The organism is Kitasatospora sp. NPDC091207, assembly GCF_044768625.1.
In the GTDB taxonomy this organism is placed as follows: Bacteria; Actinomycetota; Actinomycetes; order Streptomycetales; family Streptomycetaceae; genus Kitasatospora.
Genome location: NZ_JBIVVS010000027.1, coordinates 83,977 through 99,671, shown reverse-complemented (window position 1 = coordinate 99,671; position 15,695 = coordinate 83,977). Strand labels below are relative to the sequence as shown.

Sequence of the window (15,695 nt, the reverse complement as noted above, 5' to 3'; positions counted from 1 at the left end):
GCTCGCCTGCCCCGCTCTCTCGGTCCCCCGATTTTGCCCCCGGCCGGGGGTGTGATGATCCTGAATCTGACGGGGGAATCATTCCAGCCCGCCGCCCGTTGGTGAAAGTCACCCCCGGTGACTGTGACCAGGCGGCAACGATTCGCGGACGCCCCTGCCACCACCCGGGAGGTCGCCTCCGCGCCACCGTCCGGTCACCCGGATCGTCCGCACACCGCCCACACCCTGGCCGCCCTCCCGTCCACGACGCGGACGGGTGCCGTGACGGCGCCGGCCGGCGGGTAGCGTGGGAGTCACCATGAACGCATCGCCCTTGGCCGCCGAGCCGTTCCCCGCCCCGCAGCCCCGGACCGAGGACGAGCGCACCCTGCTCGTCAAGGTGTTCGGCAAGGACCGCCCCGGCATCACCGCCGGCCTCTTCGCCACCCTCGCCGGTTTCGGCGTCGACGTCATCGACATCGAGCAGGTCGTGACCCGGGGCCGGATAACGCTGTGTGCCCTGGTCACCCCGCCGACTACGCCGGGCGCCGAGGGCGGGCTGCGCTCCACCGTGCACCGTTGGGCCGAGGAGCAGAAGCTCCAGGCCGAGATCATCTCCGGTATCGGCGACAACCGGCCGCGCCGCGAGGGCCGTTCGCACGTCACCGTGCTGGGCCACCCGCTGACCGCCGCCGCGGTGTCGGCGCTCACCGCCCGGATCACCGCCTCCGGCGGCAACATCGACCGTGTCTTCCGGCTGGCCAAGTACCCGGTGACCGCCGTCGAACTGGCCGTCTCCGGTGTCGCCACCGACGAGCTGCGCGCCGCGCTGGCCCAGGAGGCGGCCCAGCAGCGGGTGGACATCGCGGTGGTGGCGGCGGGCCTCGAACGCCGGGCCAAGCGCCTGGTGGTCATGGACGTCGACTCCACGCTGATCCAGGACGAGGTGATCGAGCTCTTCGCCGCCCACGCGGGCTGCGAGGAGGAGGTCGCCGCGGTGACGGCCGCGGCGATGCGCGGCGAGCTGGACTTCGCCGAGTCGCTGCACGCCCGGGTGGCGCTGCTGGCCGGACTGGACGCCGGGGTGACCGAGAAGGTCCGCGCCGAGGTCCGGTTCACGCCGGGCGCGCGGACCCTGATCCGCACGCTGCAGCGGCTGGGCTTCCAGGTCGGGGTGGTCTCCGGTGGCTTCACCCAGGTCACCGACCACCTGGTGGAGCAGCTGGGCCTGGACTTCGCGGCCGCCAACACCCTGGAGGTGGCGGACGGCAAGTTCACCGGCCGGGTGGTCGGCGAGATCGTGGACCGGGCCGGCAAGGCCCGCTGGCTGGCCCGCTTCGCCGAGCAGGCGAAGGTGCCGCTGGAGCAGACGGTGGCGATCGGCGACGGCGCCAACGACCTGGACATGCTGAACGCGGCCGGGCTGGGTGTGGCCTTCAACGCCAAGCCGGTGGTGCGGGAGGCCGCCGACACCGCGGTGAACGTGCCGTTCCTGGACACCGTGCTGTACCTGCTGGGCATCACCCGCGAAGAGGTCGAGGCCGCCGACCTGCTGGACGGCACGCCGACCGAGTAGCGCGGAACGTGAGGGGCGCGGGGCTGGTCCCCGCGCCCCTCACGTTCGCCGGGCCGGCCGGCCCGGTCGGCTCAGTCCTGCGGCGTGTAGTACGAGACCAGCGCGGCCACGCCCGGCTCGACGCCCTTCCAGGAGCCGCTGAAGCTGAGCACCGCGACGGCCGCGGTCGGGAAGCCGCCGAGCCGCAGCCGCTCCAGCGCCTCCCGGTCGCCCTCGTCACCGGCCAGCACCTGCGTCAGCCCGAGCACGCCGGGGTTGTGGCCCACCAGCACCACGTCCGCGTACTCCTCCGGGGTCTCCTGCAGGACGGTGATGATCTCGCCGGGGCTGGCCTCGTAGATCCGCTCCTCGTACACGGTCTTCCGGGCGCGCTTGGGCAGCTCGTGCGCGGCGAGCTTCCACGTCTCGCGGGTACGCAGGGCCGGGGAGCAGAGCACGTAGTCGGGATTGATGCCGGAGTCGACCAGCCAGCGGCCGGCGTCCGGGGCCTGGTGACGGCCCCGGTCGGCCAGCGGCCGCTCGTGGTCGTCGACGCCGTTGGGCCAGTCGGCCTTGGCATGGCGGAGAACGATGATCCTGCGGGGCGTGTCGGCGCTCATACCCAGCAAGCTTGGCAGAAAAGCCGCCCGGGGGCGCGATGCCGCCGGTTGCCGCCACTCTCAGGAGTGGAGGGCGCCATCATGCGCCGTTCACCGGCGGTTGGCACGCCGGACGGCGGCCGGTCCACGCGTCGGCACCCGGCCGACGGCCGGGCGGGCGGACGGTGGGGCGCGGCGCGGCCGCGGCGGCCGGTGCGCGGCCGGTCAGCCGATGTTCTGGGCCACCGTGGCGACGATCGCCAGCAGCACCACGATGCCGACGATCAGTGCGGCGAGCTGGCCGAGCTTCTTGTGGCCGTCGGTGGGGTTCGGGTCGAGTACGGGCATGACCGGATTCTCCCACCCCGGCCACGCCCGTCCGTCACCGGCCCCGCCGGGGCCGCCGGTCCCGCCTCAGGCCTTCGCGGCCGCGGCCGGGCGCACCGCCTCGTCCTCGATGTGCCGGGCCATCGCCGCCCGCAGACCGAACAGCATCTGCGGCACCAGCAGCAGGGCGAGCAGGCCCAGCGGCAGGTACCACTCACCGGTCACGTCGTAGAGCCGGCCGATCAGGATCGGGCCCGGGATGGAGATCAGGTAGCCGACGCCCTGGGCGAAGGCGGAGAGCTGGGCCACGCCGCCGGCGGTCCGGGCCCGCAGGCCGATCATGGTGAGCACCAGCGGGAAGGCGCAGTTGGACAGGCCGACCAGGACGACCCAGATCCAGGACCCACCCGCCGGGGCCAGCGCCAGCCCGGTGTAGCCGGCGATGCCGCAGGCAGCCAGGACCACGACGAAGACGCGCTGGTCGCCGCGCCGGGCGGCGAGGTTGGGCAGCACGAAGGAGACCGGCACACCGATCACCATGGTGAGCGCCAGCAGCACCCCGGAGGTGCCCTCGGAGACGCCGGCGTCCTGGAAGATCGTCGGCAGGAAGCCCATCACGGCGTAGGCGCCGGTGGCCTGGAGCCCGAAGAAGCAGGCCATCGCCCAGGCGGTGCGGCTGCGGGTGATCGGCAGCCGGTCGGTGGTCGTGCCGGAGGCCTTGTCGCCGCGCTCGCGCTTGAGCGCGGTGACGATCAGCCAGAGCACCAGGGCGACCGCGCCGAGCGCGGCCCAGACGCCGAGCCCGACCCGCCAGTCGCCGCCGAGCGCGCTGGTCATCGGGACGGTGACCGCGGCGGCGAGCGCGGTGCCGGCCGACAGGGCCATCGAGTAGAGGCCGATCATCGGGCCGACCCGGTCCGGGAAGTAGCGCTTGATCACCACCGGGATCAGCACGTTGGAGACCGCCACCCCGGCCAGCGCCAGCGCGGTGAGCAGCAGGAACACCGCCGTGCCGCCCGCGAACGACCGGGCCAGGACACCTGCGGTGATCGCGCCCATGCCCGCGGTGACCACCGCGATCGGGCCGACCCGGCGGGCCATCCCCGGCGCGGAGAAGCCGAACACGGCGAAGCAGAGCGAGGGGACGGCCGCGAGCAGGCCGGCCACCGTCGGGCTCATCCCGAGGTCGGCCGTGACCTCCTTCAGCAGCGGCCCGAGGCTGGTGACCACCGGGCGCAGGTTGAAGGCGGCGGCGGCGATCGCGACGGCGAACAGCCAGCCGAGGTACTTGCTCCGGTCGGAGGAGGGGGAGGAGGAGGTGGCGGGCCGCTCGGTCTGCGGCCGGAGCCCGGTTGGCGGGGCGGTGGTGGTGTCTGCTGCGGGAGGCATGCGAGCCATCATAGAATGATGGGATGAATTAGCGCATCCTCGACTTGGCATGATGTCCCGACCCGCCCGAAGCCGACCCACCCGCCGGCCGACGCCCCCACCGCCGACCCGAAGCCGCAAGGAGCCCCCCGTGGCGCTGTCCTCTCCGAGGCGCACCCCGCTGTCCGACCAGGTGATCGCGCAGCTGCGCGCCCAGATCACCTCGGGCGAATGGCCCGTCGGCTCACGCATCCCGACCGAGGCCGCCCTGGTCGAGCAGCTCGGCGTCGCCCGCAACACCGTCCGCGAGGCGGTCCGCGCCCTGGCCCACAACGGGCTGCTGGACATCCGGCAGGGCTCGGGCACCTATGTGCTGGCCACCAGCGAGCTGGCCGGGGTCATGCACCGCCGCTTCGCCGACGCCGACCAGTCGCAGGTCGCCGAACTGCGGGTCACCCTGGAGACCTCGGCGGCCGGCCTCGCCGCCACCCGCCGCACCGCGCGCGACCTCGCCCTGCTGGACGCCACCCTGGCCCGCCGCGAGGACGCCTGGCGCTCCGGTGACGCCGAGGACTTCATCCAGGCCGACGCCGCCTTCCACCAGGCCGTGGTCGCCGCCGCCCACAACGACGTCCTGCTGGCCGTCTACGCCGACCTCGGCGAGGTCACCCGGGCCCACCTGCGGCACGACGTCGGCCCGGAGCTGATCGCGGAGCGCTACCTCGGCCACGCCACGATCCTCGACGCGATCCGGGCCGGCGACCCGCAGCGCGCCTCGCTGGAGGCCGGCCGCGCGATCGGCGCCTGCACCCCGCCCGACGCCTGACCCCGACCGGCGCCCGCGTCCCGGACGCACGCACGCACCGACGGAAACGCCGCTGCCCGGCACCCCCTTCGAGGGAGTGCCGGGCAGCGGTGTGCGCGGGAGGCGTCAGGCGCCGATGGCGTGCAGGCCGCCGTCCACGTGGACGATCTCGCCCGTGGTCTTCGGGAACCAGTCCGAGAGCAGGGCGACGACACCGCGGCCGGCCGGCTCCGGGTCGCTCAGGTCCCACTTCAGCGGGGAACGGGCGTCCCAGGTGGCGGCGAGGTCGCCGAAACCCGGGATGGACTTGGCGGCCATCGAGCCGATCGGGCCCGCCGAGACCAGGTTGACCCGGATGTTGCGCGAGCCGAGGTCACGGGCCAGGTAGCGGGAGGTGGCCTCCAGCGCGGCCTTGGCCGGGCCCATCCAGTCGTACTTCGGCCAGGCGAACTGGGCGTCGAAGGTCAGACCGACCACGGCCCCGCCGTCCTGCATCAGCGGCAGCAGCGCCGTGGTGAGCGACTTCAGCGAGAACGCCGAGACCTGCATGGCCGTGGCCACGGACTCCCACGGCGTGTTCAGGAAGTTGCCGCCCAGGGCGTCCTGCGGGGCGAAGCCGATCGAGTGGACGATGCCGTCCAGGCTCGGCAGGTGCTCGCGGACCTGGTCGGCGATACCGGCCAGCTGCTCCTCGCTGGAGACGTCGAGCTCCAGCACCTTGACCGGCTTCGGCAGCTTCCTGGCGATCCGCTCGGTGAGGGTCGGGCGCGGGAAGGCGGTGAGGATGATCTCCGCCCCCTGCTCCTGGGCGAGCTTCGCGGTGTGGAAGGCGATGGAGGACTCCATCAGCACGCCCGTGATCAGGATCCGCTTTCCTTCGAGGATTCCACTCATGTTCAGTGACCCATGCCCAATCCGCCGTCGACGGGAATGACGGCTCCGGTGATGTACGCGGCCTCGTCCGAACCGAGGAACCGCACGGTGTTGGCGACCTCGGCGGGCGCCGCGTAGCGGCCCAGCGGCACGCCCGAGACGATCTCCGCGCGGCGCTCGTCGCTGAGCACTGCGGTCATGTCGGTGTCGACGAAGCCGGGGGCGACCACGTTGACGGTGATGTTGCGCGGGCCCAGCTCGCGCGCCAGCGAGCGCGCGAAGCCGACCAGGCCCGCCTTGGAGGCGGCGTAGTTGGCCTGGCCCGGGGAGCCCGAGAGGCCGACCACCGAGGAGATCAGCACGACCCGGCCCCTGCGCGCGCGCATCATCAGCTTGGAGGCGCGCTTGACCACCCGGAACGTGCCGGTCAGGTTGGTGTCGACGACGGAGGTGAAGTCCTCCTCGGACATCCGCAGCAGCAGGGTGTCGTGGGTGATGCCCGCGTTGGCGACCAGCACCTCGACCCCGCCGTGGGTGGCCTCGATCTCCGTGAACGCCGCGTCGACCTGCGCGCTGTCCGTGATGTCGCAGCGCACCGCGAGCACGTCGTACTTGGCCAGCTCCGCGGGTACCTCACCCGAGCGGCTGGTGATGGCGACCTTGTCGCCCGCCTCGGCGAAGGCCAGGGCGATCGCGAGGCCGATGCCCCGGTTTCCTCCGGTGACGAGAACCGAGCGGCTCAACGATCCACCTCTCTCCGTAGTGTGCGCGCACGCGGAATGAGCACGCAGTGTGACGCTATCGGTCGTCCCGGGGCGGCGACGAATCGAGCCCCCACAGCGCCTCGCCGAAGGAACTGTCGCAATCCAACAATCCGCGCCGGGGCCGCTCCCACCCGATCCGCACCCGATCGGCACCCGGTCCCCACCGGCCCCGGCCTACCCTTGTGGCGTCCACTGCGGCGGTTCTCCGGGAACAACGCGACGGGGTGCACCCGTTGCCTCCGTGGTGCGGGACGACCGGGGCCGGCCGTACCGATTCCTGGACGGGCCCCGGCGCGCGGGGCCCGGCGGCCACGGCGACGAGCGAAGGCAGAGCACGGATGAGCGAGGCACAGCCCGGTACCACCCACCGGCGGGGACGACTGCTGGCCCTGGCCGCACTGGCGGCCGGCGCGGGAGCGGCCGCCTGGTCGTTGCGCGACCTGCCGGCGGCCTTCGGACGGCGGCCGGACGCCGCCCGCGAGGCCCGGGTGCGGAACTCCCCGCAGTACCGGGACGGCGTCTTCCACAACGCGCCGTCCACGGTGGCCCGGGCCAAGTCCGCGCCCGACATCGACCGGGACACCGTGCGCCGGATGCTGTTCGAGCGCGAGGGCCGGGTGCCCACCAACCCGGTCCCCACCGTCCGCCCGGCCGGCGGCCCGCGCCCGGCCGCCGAGGGCGTGGAGATCACCTGGTACGGCCACGCCTCCGCGCTGGTCGAGATCGAGGGCACCCGGGTCCTGCTCGACCCGGTCTGGAGCGACCGCTGCTCCCCCGCGGCGCACGTCGGCCCCAAGCGGCTGCACCCGGTGCCGGTGGAGCTGGAGGAGCTGCCGCAGGTCGACGCGGTGCTGATCTCGCACGACCACTACGACCACCTGGACATGGCGACGGTCAAGCGGCTGGTCCGCAGCCAGTCCGCGCCGTTCGCGGTGCCGCTGGGCATCGGCGGCCACCTGCGCCGCTGGGGCGTGCCGGAGCACCGGATCATCGAGCTGGACTGGGACGAGACCTGCACGCTCGGCGAGCTGGCCGTCACGCTCACCTCCGCCCACCACTTCTCCGGACGCGGCCTGACCCGCAACACCACGCTCTGGGGCTCCTGGGTGATCGCCGGACCGACCCGCAAGGTCTTCTACACCGGGGACTCCGGCTACTTCGAGGGCTACGCGCGGATCGGCGAGCGGCACGGCCCGTTCGACGCCGCGCTGGTGCAGATCGGCGCCTACGACACCGCCTGGGCCGACATCCACATGACGCCGGAGGACGCCGTCCTCGCGCACCGTGAACTGAACGCCGGTCTGCTGCTGCCCGTCCACTGGTGCACCTTCAACCTGGGCCTGCACCCGTGGGCCGAGCCGATCGAGCGGCTGCTGGTCGAGGCCAAGGCGCAGGCCGTCCCGCTCGCGGTGCCGCGCCCCGGCGAGCGGGTGGACGTCGACAACCCGCCGGAGCTGGACGGCTGGTGGGAGACGGTCGGCTGACCGGCCCACCCGCGCTCGCGGGCCGCCGCGTGTCACCACCGGAATGCGCTGGCCCAAACCCCCCGAACGGGACATGATGCCGTGCGGGTACCCCGGTCCGGAGTACCCGCACCGTCATCCCCCCGACCAGGGAGCCCGCTTGCCTCCGCTGCCCCCGACCAGCAGTTCCGGTGCCCCGCACGGACGCGCCGTCGACCCGCTGTTCCTCGCCTACCCACTGCGCGCCCTGGCCGACGCGGCGCTCACCCGCGCGCGTGAACTCGGCGCCGAGCACGCCGACTTCCGCCTGGAGCGGGTCCGCAGCGCGTCCTGGCGACTGCGCGACGCCCGGCCGGCCGGCACCTCCGACAGCGTCCAGCTCGGCTTCGCCGTCCGGGTCCTGCTGGACGGCGCCTGGGGCTTCGCCGCCGGGGTGGACCTCACCCCGGGCGCGGCCGCGCGCGTCGCCGAACAGGCCGTCGCGGTGGCCCGGCTCTCCGGCGGGATCAGCCGGGCGGCCGGGTCGACGGAGCGCGTCGAGCTGGCGGCCGAGCCGGTCCACCACGACGCCACCTGGGTCTCCGCGTACGAGGTGAACCCCTTCGACGTGCCCGACGCGGAGAAGACGGCGCTGCTCGCCGACTGGAGCGCGCGGCTGCTGTCCGCCGAGGGCGTCTCGCACGTCCAGGCCAGCCTGCTGACGGTGCAGGAGAACAAGTTCTACGCCGACACCGCCGGCACCGTCACCACCCAGCAGCGGATCCGGCTGCACCCCTCGCTGGAGGCCACCTCGGTGGACGAGCGCACCGGGGCCTTCGACTCGATGCGCACGCTGGCCCCGCCGGCCGGGCGCGGCTTCGAGTACCTGCGCGGCACCGGCTGGGACTGGGACGCCGAACTGGCGGAACTGCCGACCCTGCTGGCCGAGAAGATGCGGGCGCCGAGCGTCGAACCGGGCCGCTACGACCTGGTGATCGACCCGTCCAACCTCTGGCTGACCATCCACGAGTCGATCGGCCACGCCACCGAGCTGGACCGCGCGCTCGGCTACGAGGCCGCCTACGCCGGCACCTCGTTCGCCACCTTCGACCAGCTGGGCTCGCTGCGCTACGGCTCCGAGCTGATGCACGTCACCGGCGACCGCACCGCCGAACACGGCCTCTCGACGATCGGCTACGACGACGAGGGCGTCGCCACCGGGTCCTGGGACCTCGTCAAGGACGGGGTACTGGTGGGCTACCAGCTCGACCGGGGGATGGCGAGGCTCAAGGGCTTCGACCGCTCCAACGGCTGCGCCTTCGCCGACTCCCCCGCGCACGTCCCGGTCCAGCGGATGGCCAACGTCTCGCTCCGGCCGGCCGCCGACGGCCCCGACACCGAGGGTCTGTTCGCGGGCGTGGAGAACGGCCTGTACATCGTCGGCGACCGCTCCTGGTCGATCGACATGCAGCGCTACAACTTCCAGTTCACCGGTCAGCGCGCCTACGCCATCCGCGACGGCGAACTCGCCGGCCAGGTCAAGGACTTCGCCTACCAGGCCACCACCACCGACTTCTGGGGCTCGATGGCGGCCGTCGGCGGCCCGCAGACCTACGTCCTCGGCGGGGCCTTCAACTGCGGCAAGGCGCAGCCCGGCCAGGTCGCGGCGGTCAGCCACGGCTGCCCCTCCGCGCTGTTCCGCAACGTCAACGTGCTCAACACCCAGCAGGAGGCGGGTCACTGATGACCGCGATGCAGCCCCACGAACTCGTCGAGCTGGCGCTCGGCCTCTCCCGCGCCGACGGCTGCGTGGTGATCGCCGACGAGGAGTCGACCGCCAACCTGCGCTGGGCCGGCAACGCGCTCACCACCAACGGGGTGACCAGGGGCCGCCGGCTCACCGTGATCGCCACGGTGGCGGGCGCCGAGGGCACCGCCTCCGGCGTGGTCTCGCGCGAGGCCGTCACCCCGGACGAGGTGGAGGGCCTGGTGCGGGCCGCCGAGCAGGCCGCCCTGGCGGCCGGTCCGGCCGAGGACGCGCAGCCGCTGGTGGCCACCCGGCCGGCCTCGCCCGACTTCGGAGAGCCGCCGGCCGAGACGTCGATCGAGGTCTTCGCGGCCTTCGCGCCCGCCCTCGGCGAGGCCTTCGCCCGGGCCGCCGCCCAGGGCGAGCTGCTGTACGGGTTCGCCCGGCACGAGGTGGTCTCCAGCTACCTCGGCACCTCCACCGGCCTGCGGCTGCGCCACGACCAGCCGACCGGCACGGTCGAGCTGAACGCCAAGACCGCCGACCTGTCCGGTTCGGCCTGGGCCGGCGCCGCCACCCGGGACTTCGCCGACGTCGACGTCACCGAGCTGCACACCCAGCTGACCAAGCGGCTGGCCTGGGGCGCCCGCAGGATCGACCTGCCCGCCGGCCGCTACGAGACGCTGCTGCCGCCCTCCGCGGTGGCCGACCTCATGGTCTACCTGAGCTGGGAGATGGGCGGCCGGGACGCCGCCGAGGGCCGGACGGTCTTCTCCCGGGCCGGTGGCGGCACCAGGATCGGCGACAAGCTGGCCCCGCTGCCGCTGACGCTGCGCTCCGACCCGGCCGAGCCGGGCCTGGAGGCGGCGCCGTTCGTGCTGACGCACAGCACCGGCGGGGACTCCTCGGTCTTCGACAACGGCCTGGAGCTCACCGCCACCGAGTGGATCCGCGAGGGCGAGCTGGCCGAGCTGGTCACCACCCGGCACTCCGCCGGGCTCACCGGCCTGCCGCTGCGGCCGGCGCTGGACAACCTCGTGCTGGAGACGGCCGACCGGAGTTCCGCGCCGACGCTGGACGAGATGATCGCCCGCACCGAGCGCGGACTGCTGGTCACCTGCCTCTGGTACATCCGCGAGGTGGACCCGGCGAACCTGCTGCTCACCGGCCTCACCCGGGACGGCGTGTACCTGGTGGAGAACGGCGAGGTGGTCGGCGCGGTGAACAACTTCCGGTTCAACGAGTCGCCGGTCGACCTGCTCGGCCGGGTCACCGAGGTGGGCCGCACGGAGCGCTGCCTGCCGCGCGAGTGGGGCGACTGGTTCACCCGGGCCGCGATGCCGCCGGTGCGGGTCTCGGGCTTCAACATGAGTTCGGTGAGCCAGGCTTCCTGAGCCCGGCGCACGGGGGACGAGGGATCGAGGGTCATGGACGAGAAGCGCACGGTCAGAACCAGCAGGACGCTGTCCCGCGTCCTGCGGCACGAGCCCGAGCGGGTCGGGATCACCCTGGACGGGGCGGGCTGGGTCGGGGTGGACGTCCTGCTCGCCGCGCTGGCGGCGAAGGGCACCCGGCTGACCAGGGCCGAGCTGGACCACGTGGTGGCGACCAACGACAAGCGCCGCTTCGCCTACTCCGAGGACGGCCTCTCGATCCGGGCCAGCCAGGGGCACACGGTGGCGGTCGACCTCGGTCTGGCCGCCGCCGTGCCGCCGGCGCGGCTGTTCCACGGCACCGCCGCCCGGAGCCTGGACGCGATATTCCACGAGGGCCTGCGGCCGATGGCCCGCCGGGACGTCCACCTCTCGGCCGACACCGACACCGCGGTGCGGGTCGGCTCACGGCACGGCCGCCCGGTGGTCCTGGTGGTCGACGCCGCCGCGATGGCGGCGGCCGGCCACACCTTCCGGATCAGTGCCAACGGCGTCTGGCTGACGGACGCGGTACCGCCGGAGTACCTCTCCCGGCCGCAGTAGCCCGCGCCGCCCGCCCCCGGTCTCGTCGGCCGCCCCCGCGCGGCGTACCGTGAAGTGGCCGTGCGGCGAGGCGCGCGGGCGCGTGGACGAGGGCGGTAGGACATGGGCAAGAGCGCCGGCGGTGGACAGGTCCACCGGATCACGGGGGCACGCAGCAGCCTCACCGAGGACGTCCGGGGGCGACAGCGCCGCTATGTGGCGTCGATGCTGCTCCGCACCGTCTGCGTCCTGCTCGCGGTGATCCTCTGGGACGTCCAGCGGGTGCTGGCGTTCGTCGCGCTGGCGGGTGCGGTGCTGCTGCCCTACTTCGCGGTGCTGATCGCCAATGCCGGCCGCGAGCGGGCACCCGGGCTGCCGAGCACCTTCGACGTCCCGCCGGGAACCCCGCTGATGCTGGGCCCCGGTGGTAGGGGTGGGGCCGGTGGTTCAGCTGATGCCCCTGTGGCACAGAGCGTGCCCACCGATTCTTCACAGGGGCAGAACTGACTGTCCGTTTTAGAGGGTTTTCTAGCGACTCCCTCGACAGAAAGCTCAAAAGAACCTCAGATTAATCATGCAAGACCTCCCCATACCGGGGTCATGCCGTGACATACTGCGTACGCGCTCCGCATCCCCCGTCGGAGCGACGGACCGACGCCGGGCGGCTCCCCCCGTGGCTGCCCGGCGTCGCCATGCCCGGACCGTTTTCGCCGTCCGGGGCCGTGGCAGACTGGCGGTGCAGACCACCCGCCTATCGCTGAGGACGGCACCATGGAATCCCCGGGCTCCCCGCAGACGCAGACGCCGGTCTGCTCGGCCAAGGGCTGCCGGTCGGACGCCCGGTGGGTGCTGGTCTGGAACAACCCGAAGCTGCACACCCCGGACCGCCGCAAGACCTGGGCGGCCTGCGAGGAGCACCGCGAGCACCTCTCCCAGTTCCTCGGCGTGCGCGGTTTCCTCAAGGAGGTCGTCGCCCTCGCCGACTGGACCCCGCAGGACGCGCCGGGCCCGGGCCTGCCCTCCCGCTAGCGCCGCCACCCGCACCGCGCGGGCCCGGTCAGCACGCGGGCCCGGGCGCCCGAGCGGGCCCGGACACCGCGTGGGTCAGCCGCCGATCGCGGACATCGGCCGCTCGGGCTGGAGGAACTCCGGGTTGTCTATCCCGGCGCCCGCCTTCTTGCCCCACATCGCCGCGCGCCAGAGTTCGCCGAGTTCGGCGTCGCCCGCGCCCGAGCGCAGCGCGGTCCGCAGATCCGTCTCGCCGGTCGCGAAGAGGCAGTTGCGGACCTGGCCGTCGGCGGTCAGCCGGGTCCGGTCGCAGGCCCGGCAGAACGGGCGGGTGACCGAGGCGATCACGCCCACCCGGCCGGGACCGCCGTCGACCAGCCAGCGCTCGGCCGGGGCGGCGCCGCGACGGGCGGAGGGCTCGGGGGTGAGCGTGAAGCGGGTGGCGAGCCGCTCCAGGATCTCGTCGGCGGTCACCATCGAGGAGCGGTCCCAGCCGTGCTGGGCGTCCAGCGGCATCTGCTCGATGAACCGCAGCTCGTAGCCGTGCTCCAGGCACCGGGCGAGCAGCTCGGGCGCCTCGTGGTCGTTGACCCCGCGCATCAGCACGGCGTTCAGCTTGACCGGCGTCAGCCCGGCGGCCTCGGCGGCGGCCAGCCCGTCCAGCACGTCCTGGTGGCGGCGGCGACGGGTGAGGGTGTGGAAGGTCTCCGGGTCGAGGGTGTCGAGCGACACGTTGACCCGGTCCAGCCCGGCGGCGCGCAGGGCCTCGGCGGTCCGGGCGAGACCGATGCCGTTGGTGGTGAGGGAGAGCTCGGGGCGCGGTTCGAGGGCGGCGCAGGCGGCGACGATCCCGACCAGCCCGGGGCGCAGCAGCGGCTCGCCGCCGGTGAAGCGGACCTCCCGGACGCCGAGGTCGTGCACGGCGACGGTGACCAGCCGGACGATCTCCTCGTCGGTGAGCAGGTCGGGCTTGGCCAGCCACTGCAGGCCCTCCTCCGGCATGCAGTAGGTGCAGCGCAGGTTGCACCGGTCGGTGAGGGAGACCCGCAGGTCGATGGCCTGCCGGCCGAAGGTGTCGAGCAGCACGGCGGTCCCTTCCGGTGAGATCGCGGCCGGGAGATGCGGCCGACCCGGCCTCCGCAACCGCGGGGCCGGGCCAGCTTAGTCATCACCCGCCCGTCAGTGGGCGCCCAGCCCGGTCAGCGAGCGGACCTCCAGTTCAGCGTACTTCGCCGGGTCGGCCTTCTCCTTGGAGAGCAGCGTGCCGATCCAGCCGGCCAGGAAGCCGATCGGGATGGAGACCAGTCCGGGGTTCTCCAGCGGGAACCAGTGGAAGTCGGAGTCCGGGAAGAGCGAGGTCTTGGCCCCGGAGACGACCGGCGAGAAGAGCACCAATGTCACCGAGCTGATCAGACCGGCGTAGACGGAACTGACCGCGCCGGCCGTGGTGAAGCGCTTCCAGAACAGTGAGTAGAGCAGCGTGGGCAGGTTGGCGGAGGCGGCCACCGCGAAGGCCAGGGCGACCAGGGCGGCGGTGTTGAGCTTCCCCGCGAAGAGGCTGAGCACGATGGCGACCGCGCCGATCGCGACGGCGGCCCACTTCGCCGAGAGGATCTCCTCCTTCTCGGAGGCCTTGCCCCGCCGGATGACGTTGGCGTAGAGGTCATGGGCGAAGGAGGCCGACGAGGCCAGGGTGAGGCCGGCCACGACGGCGAGGATGGTGGCGAAGGCCACCGCGGAGATCACCGCCAGCAGGATCGCGCCACCGGTCGTGCCCGCGCCGCCGCCGAGTTTCTCGGCGAGCTGCGGGGCGGCGGTGTTGCCGGCCGCGTTGGCCGCCTTGATCGCCTTGGGGCCGACCAGCGCGGCCGCGCCGAAGCCGAGCGCCAGGGTCATCAGGTAGAAGCCGCCGATGATGCCGATCGCCCAGAGCACGGACTTCCGGGCGGCCTTGGCGGTGGGCACGGTGTAGAAGCGGACCAGGATGTGCGGCAGGCCGGCGGTGCCGAGCACCAGCGCGATCCCGAGGCTGAGGAAGTCGAGCTTGGTCGTCCCGCTGGCCCCGTACTTCAGCCCCGGTTCGAGGAACGCGGCGCCCTTGCCGCTGGCGTCGGCGGCGGCGCCGAGCAGCGCGGAGGGGTTGAAGTGGTACTTGGCCAGCACCAGGACGGTCATCAGCGCGGTGCCCGCGATCAGCAGCACGGCCTTGACGATCTGCACCCAGGTGGTGCCCTTCATACCCCCTATCACCACGTAGATCACCATCAGCGCGCCGACGGCGACGATGGTCAGGCGCTTGGCGCCGTCCCCGCTGACGCCGAGCAGCAGGGCCACCAGCGTCCCGGCGCCGACCATCTGGGCGAGCAGGTAGAAGATCGACACCACGATGGTGGAGATGCCGGCGGCGGTCCGGACGGGGCGCTGCTTCATCCGGAAGGCCAGGACGTCCGCCATGGTGTAGCGGCCGGAGTTGCGCAGCGGTTCGGCGACCAGCAGCAGCGCGACCAGCCAGGCGACCAGGAAGCCGATCGAGTAGAGGAAGCCGTCGTAGCCGGAGAGCGCGATGGCGCCGGCGATGCCGAGGAAGGACGCGGCGGACATGTAGTCGCCGGAGATGGCCAGACCGTTCTGGAAGCCGGTGAAGCCGCGGCCGCCGGCGTAGAAGTCGGCGGCGCCCTTGGTCTGCCGGCCGGCCCAGACGGTGATGCCGAGGGTGGCCAGGACGAAGAACCCGAACAGGGTCATCGTCAGACCGCGGTGCTCGGTGGCGGAGCTGGCGAGCAGACTCATTCGGCGGCCTCCCGGGGGGCGTGGACCACGGCGCCCTGGGCTTCGCGGATCGCGGCGGCGGGCGGGTCGAGCCGCCGGTCCGCGTAGCGCGCGTACCAGGCCGCGATGGCGAAGGTGGTGACGAACTGCAGCAGCCCCAGCACCAGGGCGACGTTGATGTGCCCGGCCACCTTGGTGCCCATCAGACCGGGGGCGTAGCTGGAGAGCAGGACGTAGAGCAGGTACCAGAGGACGAACCCGATGGTGACCGGGAACGCGAAGCTCCGGAAGGACTTTCGAAGGGTGCGGAACTCCTCGCCCTCTTCGATGAGTTGGACTTCGGTAGGGGCAGTGGTGATCGGCGGCGATTCCACGTTGTCTCCTCACTCCTTCGGCGTAGTGGTCGCACCAGTGGAACGATCGGACGTGAGGGGCGTCACAGTCCGGATGCGCGCCGCGCAATGCTAGGAGCGTCCCGCCCGCCCCGAAAGGGGTTGACCGTGA

Annotated in this window: 16 protein-coding genes; 8 read left to right on the top strand and 8 right to left on the bottom strand. The window is 73.0% G+C overall.

Annotated elements, in window-relative coordinates:
* Nucleotides 1–298: 298 nt before the first annotated feature.
* A complete protein-coding gene (gene serB, locus ACIQTO_RS32125; RefSeq protein ID WP_402395534.1) occupies nt 299–1,555 on the top strand; it encodes a phosphoserine phosphatase SerB in 1,257 nt (418 codons plus the stop codon).
* Between the two features lie 71 nt (nt 1,556–1,626).
* Here the strand turns inward: serB and ACIQTO_RS32120 are convergent, their stop codons facing one another.
* The 3 genes from ACIQTO_RS32120 to ACIQTO_RS32110 form a co-directional block, all read right to left on the bottom strand.
* Nucleotides 1,627–2,154, bottom strand: a complete 528-nt coding sequence (locus ACIQTO_RS32120; protein WP_402395531.1) for a SixA phosphatase family protein — start codon at nt 2,152–2,154, stop codon at nt 1,627–1,629.
* A 204-nt stretch (nt 2,155–2,358) separates the two neighbouring features.
* Nucleotides 2,359–2,481 (bottom strand): SGM_5486 family transporter-associated protein, encoded by a 123-nt coding sequence (locus ACIQTO_RS32115; protein ID WP_402395528.1) that lies wholly within the window; start codon nt 2,479–2,481, stop codon nt 2,359–2,361.
* Nucleotides 2,482–2,547: 66 nt separating this feature from the next.
* On the bottom strand, nt 2,548–3,849 hold the full coding sequence (locus tag ACIQTO_RS32110) for a CynX/NimT family MFS transporter (RefSeq protein ID WP_402395527.1): 1,302 nt from the start codon (nt 3,847–3,849) through the stop codon (nt 2,548–2,550).
* A 130-nt stretch (nt 3,850–3,979) separates the two neighbouring features.
* Here ACIQTO_RS32110 and ACIQTO_RS32105 point away from each other — a divergent pair, with 130 nt between their 5' ends.
* Nucleotides 3,980–4,654: a FadR/GntR family transcriptional regulator gene (locus tag ACIQTO_RS32105; protein ID WP_402395525.1), complete on the top strand. Its 675-nt coding sequence runs from the start codon at nt 3,980–3,982 to the stop codon at nt 4,652–4,654.
* Between the two features lie 105 nt (nt 4,655–4,759).
* Here the strand turns inward: ACIQTO_RS32105 and fabI are convergent, their stop codons facing one another.
* Nucleotides 4,760–5,527, bottom strand: a complete 768-nt coding sequence (fabI, locus tag ACIQTO_RS32100) for an enoyl-ACP reductase FabI (RefSeq protein WP_402395523.1) — start codon at nt 5,525–5,527, stop codon at nt 4,760–4,762.
* A gap of 2 nt (nt 5,528–5,529) precedes the next feature.
* Nucleotides 5,530–6,249 carry a 3-oxoacyl-[acyl-carrier-protein] reductase gene (fabG, locus tag ACIQTO_RS32095; protein ID WP_402395520.1) on the bottom strand — a complete coding sequence of 240 codons (720 nt, stop codon included), beginning with the start codon at nt 6,247–6,249 and terminating at the stop codon, nt 5,530–5,532.
* 359 nt (nt 6,250–6,608) lie between these two features.
* Between fabG and ACIQTO_RS32090 the strand changes: the two genes are divergently transcribed.
* The 6 genes from ACIQTO_RS32090 to ACIQTO_RS32065 all read left to right on the top strand — a co-directional run bounded on the left by ACIQTO_RS32090 (nt 6,609) and on the right by ACIQTO_RS32065 (nt 12,443).
* A complete protein-coding gene (locus ACIQTO_RS32090) occupies nt 6,609–7,754 on the top strand; it encodes an MBL fold metallo-hydrolase (RefSeq protein WP_402395518.1) in 1,146 nt (381 codons plus the stop codon).
* A gap of 148 nt (nt 7,755–7,902) precedes the next feature.
* Entirely contained in the window at nt 7,903–9,456 is a 1,554-nt protein-coding gene (locus tag ACIQTO_RS32085) for a TldD/PmbA family protein (RefSeq protein WP_402395575.1), read from the top strand.
* On the top strand, nt 9,456–10,853 hold the full coding sequence (locus tag ACIQTO_RS32080; RefSeq protein WP_402395515.1) for a metallopeptidase TldD-related protein: 1,398 nt from the start codon (nt 9,456–9,458) through the stop codon (nt 10,851–10,853). Before ACIQTO_RS32085 ends, ACIQTO_RS32080 begins: the two co-directional genes overlap by 1 nt.
* 33 nt (nt 10,854–10,886) lie before the next feature.
* A complete protein-coding gene (locus ACIQTO_RS32075; protein WP_402395512.1) occupies nt 10,887–11,435 on the top strand; it encodes an RNA 2'-phosphotransferase in 549 nt (182 codons plus the stop codon).
* 102 nt (nt 11,436–11,537) lie between these two features.
* A complete protein-coding gene (locus tag ACIQTO_RS32070; RefSeq protein ID WP_402395511.1) occupies nt 11,538–11,921 on the top strand; it encodes a DUF3099 domain-containing protein in 384 nt (127 codons plus the stop codon).
* 264 nt (nt 11,922–12,185) lie between these two features.
* Entirely contained in the window at nt 12,186–12,443 is a 258-nt protein-coding gene (locus ACIQTO_RS32065) for a hypothetical protein (RefSeq protein WP_402395509.1), read from the top strand.
* A 75-nt stretch (nt 12,444–12,518) separates the two neighbouring features.
* Here ACIQTO_RS32065 and moaA read toward each other — a convergent pair whose 3' ends face one another.
* The 3 genes from moaA to ACIQTO_RS32050 all read right to left on the bottom strand — a co-directional run bounded on the left by moaA (nt 12,519) and on the right by ACIQTO_RS32050 (nt 15,565).
* On the bottom strand, nt 12,519–13,508 hold the full coding sequence (moaA, locus tag ACIQTO_RS32060; RefSeq protein ID WP_402395506.1) for a GTP 3',8-cyclase MoaA: 990 nt from the start codon (nt 13,506–13,508) through the stop codon (nt 12,519–12,521).
* 93 nt (nt 13,509–13,601) lie between these two features.
* A complete protein-coding gene (locus tag ACIQTO_RS32055) occupies nt 13,602–15,212 on the bottom strand; it encodes a cation acetate symporter (RefSeq protein WP_402395503.1) in 1,611 nt (536 codons plus the stop codon).
* Nucleotides 15,209–15,565 (bottom strand): DUF485 domain-containing protein, encoded by a 357-nt coding sequence (locus ACIQTO_RS32050; RefSeq protein WP_402395501.1) that lies wholly within the window; start codon nt 15,563–15,565, stop codon nt 15,209–15,211. The genes ACIQTO_RS32055 and ACIQTO_RS32050 overlap by 4 nt, the downstream gene beginning before the upstream one ends.
* Between the last annotated feature and the right edge of the window lie 130 nt (nt 15,566–15,695).

What these genes read in the sequence shown, in the direction of transcription:
- serB (WP_402395534.1), top strand. Translation starts at nt 299, where the DNA reads ATGAACGCATCGCCCTTGGCCGCCGAGCCGTTCCCCGCCCCGCAGCCC.
- ACIQTO_RS32120 (WP_402395531.1), bottom strand. Translation starts at nt 2,154, where the DNA reads ATGAGCGCCGACACGCCCCGCAGGATCATCGTTCTCCGCCATGCCAAG.
- ACIQTO_RS32115 (WP_402395528.1), bottom strand. Translation starts at nt 2,481, where the DNA reads ATGCCCGTACTCGACCCGAACCCCACCGACGGCCACAAGAAGCTCGGC.
- ACIQTO_RS32110 (WP_402395527.1), bottom strand. Translation starts at nt 3,849, where the DNA reads ATGCCTCCCGCAGCAGACACCACCACCGCCCCGCCAACCGGGCTCCGG.
- fabI (WP_402395523.1), bottom strand. Translation starts at nt 5,527, where the DNA reads ATGAGTGGAATCCTCGAAGGAAAGCGGATCCTGATCACGGGCGTGCTG.
- ACIQTO_RS32090 (WP_402395518.1), top strand. Translation starts at nt 6,609, where the DNA reads ATGAGCGAGGCACAGCCCGGTACCACCCACCGGCGGGGACGACTGCTG.
- ACIQTO_RS32080 (WP_402395515.1), top strand. Translation starts at nt 9,456, where the DNA reads ATGACCGCGATGCAGCCCCACGAACTCGTCGAGCTGGCGCTCGGCCTC.
- ACIQTO_RS32075 (WP_402395512.1), top strand. Translation starts at nt 10,887, where the DNA reads ATGGACGAGAAGCGCACGGTCAGAACCAGCAGGACGCTGTCCCGCGTC.
- ACIQTO_RS32070 (WP_402395511.1), top strand. Translation starts at nt 11,538, where the DNA reads ATGGGCAAGAGCGCCGGCGGTGGACAGGTCCACCGGATCACGGGGGCA.
- ACIQTO_RS32065 (WP_402395509.1), top strand. Translation starts at nt 12,186, where the DNA reads ATGGAATCCCCGGGCTCCCCGCAGACGCAGACGCCGGTCTGCTCGGCC.
- ACIQTO_RS32055 (WP_402395503.1), bottom strand. Translation starts at nt 15,212, where the DNA reads ATGAGTCTGCTCGCCAGCTCCGCCACCGAGCACCGCGGTCTGACGATG.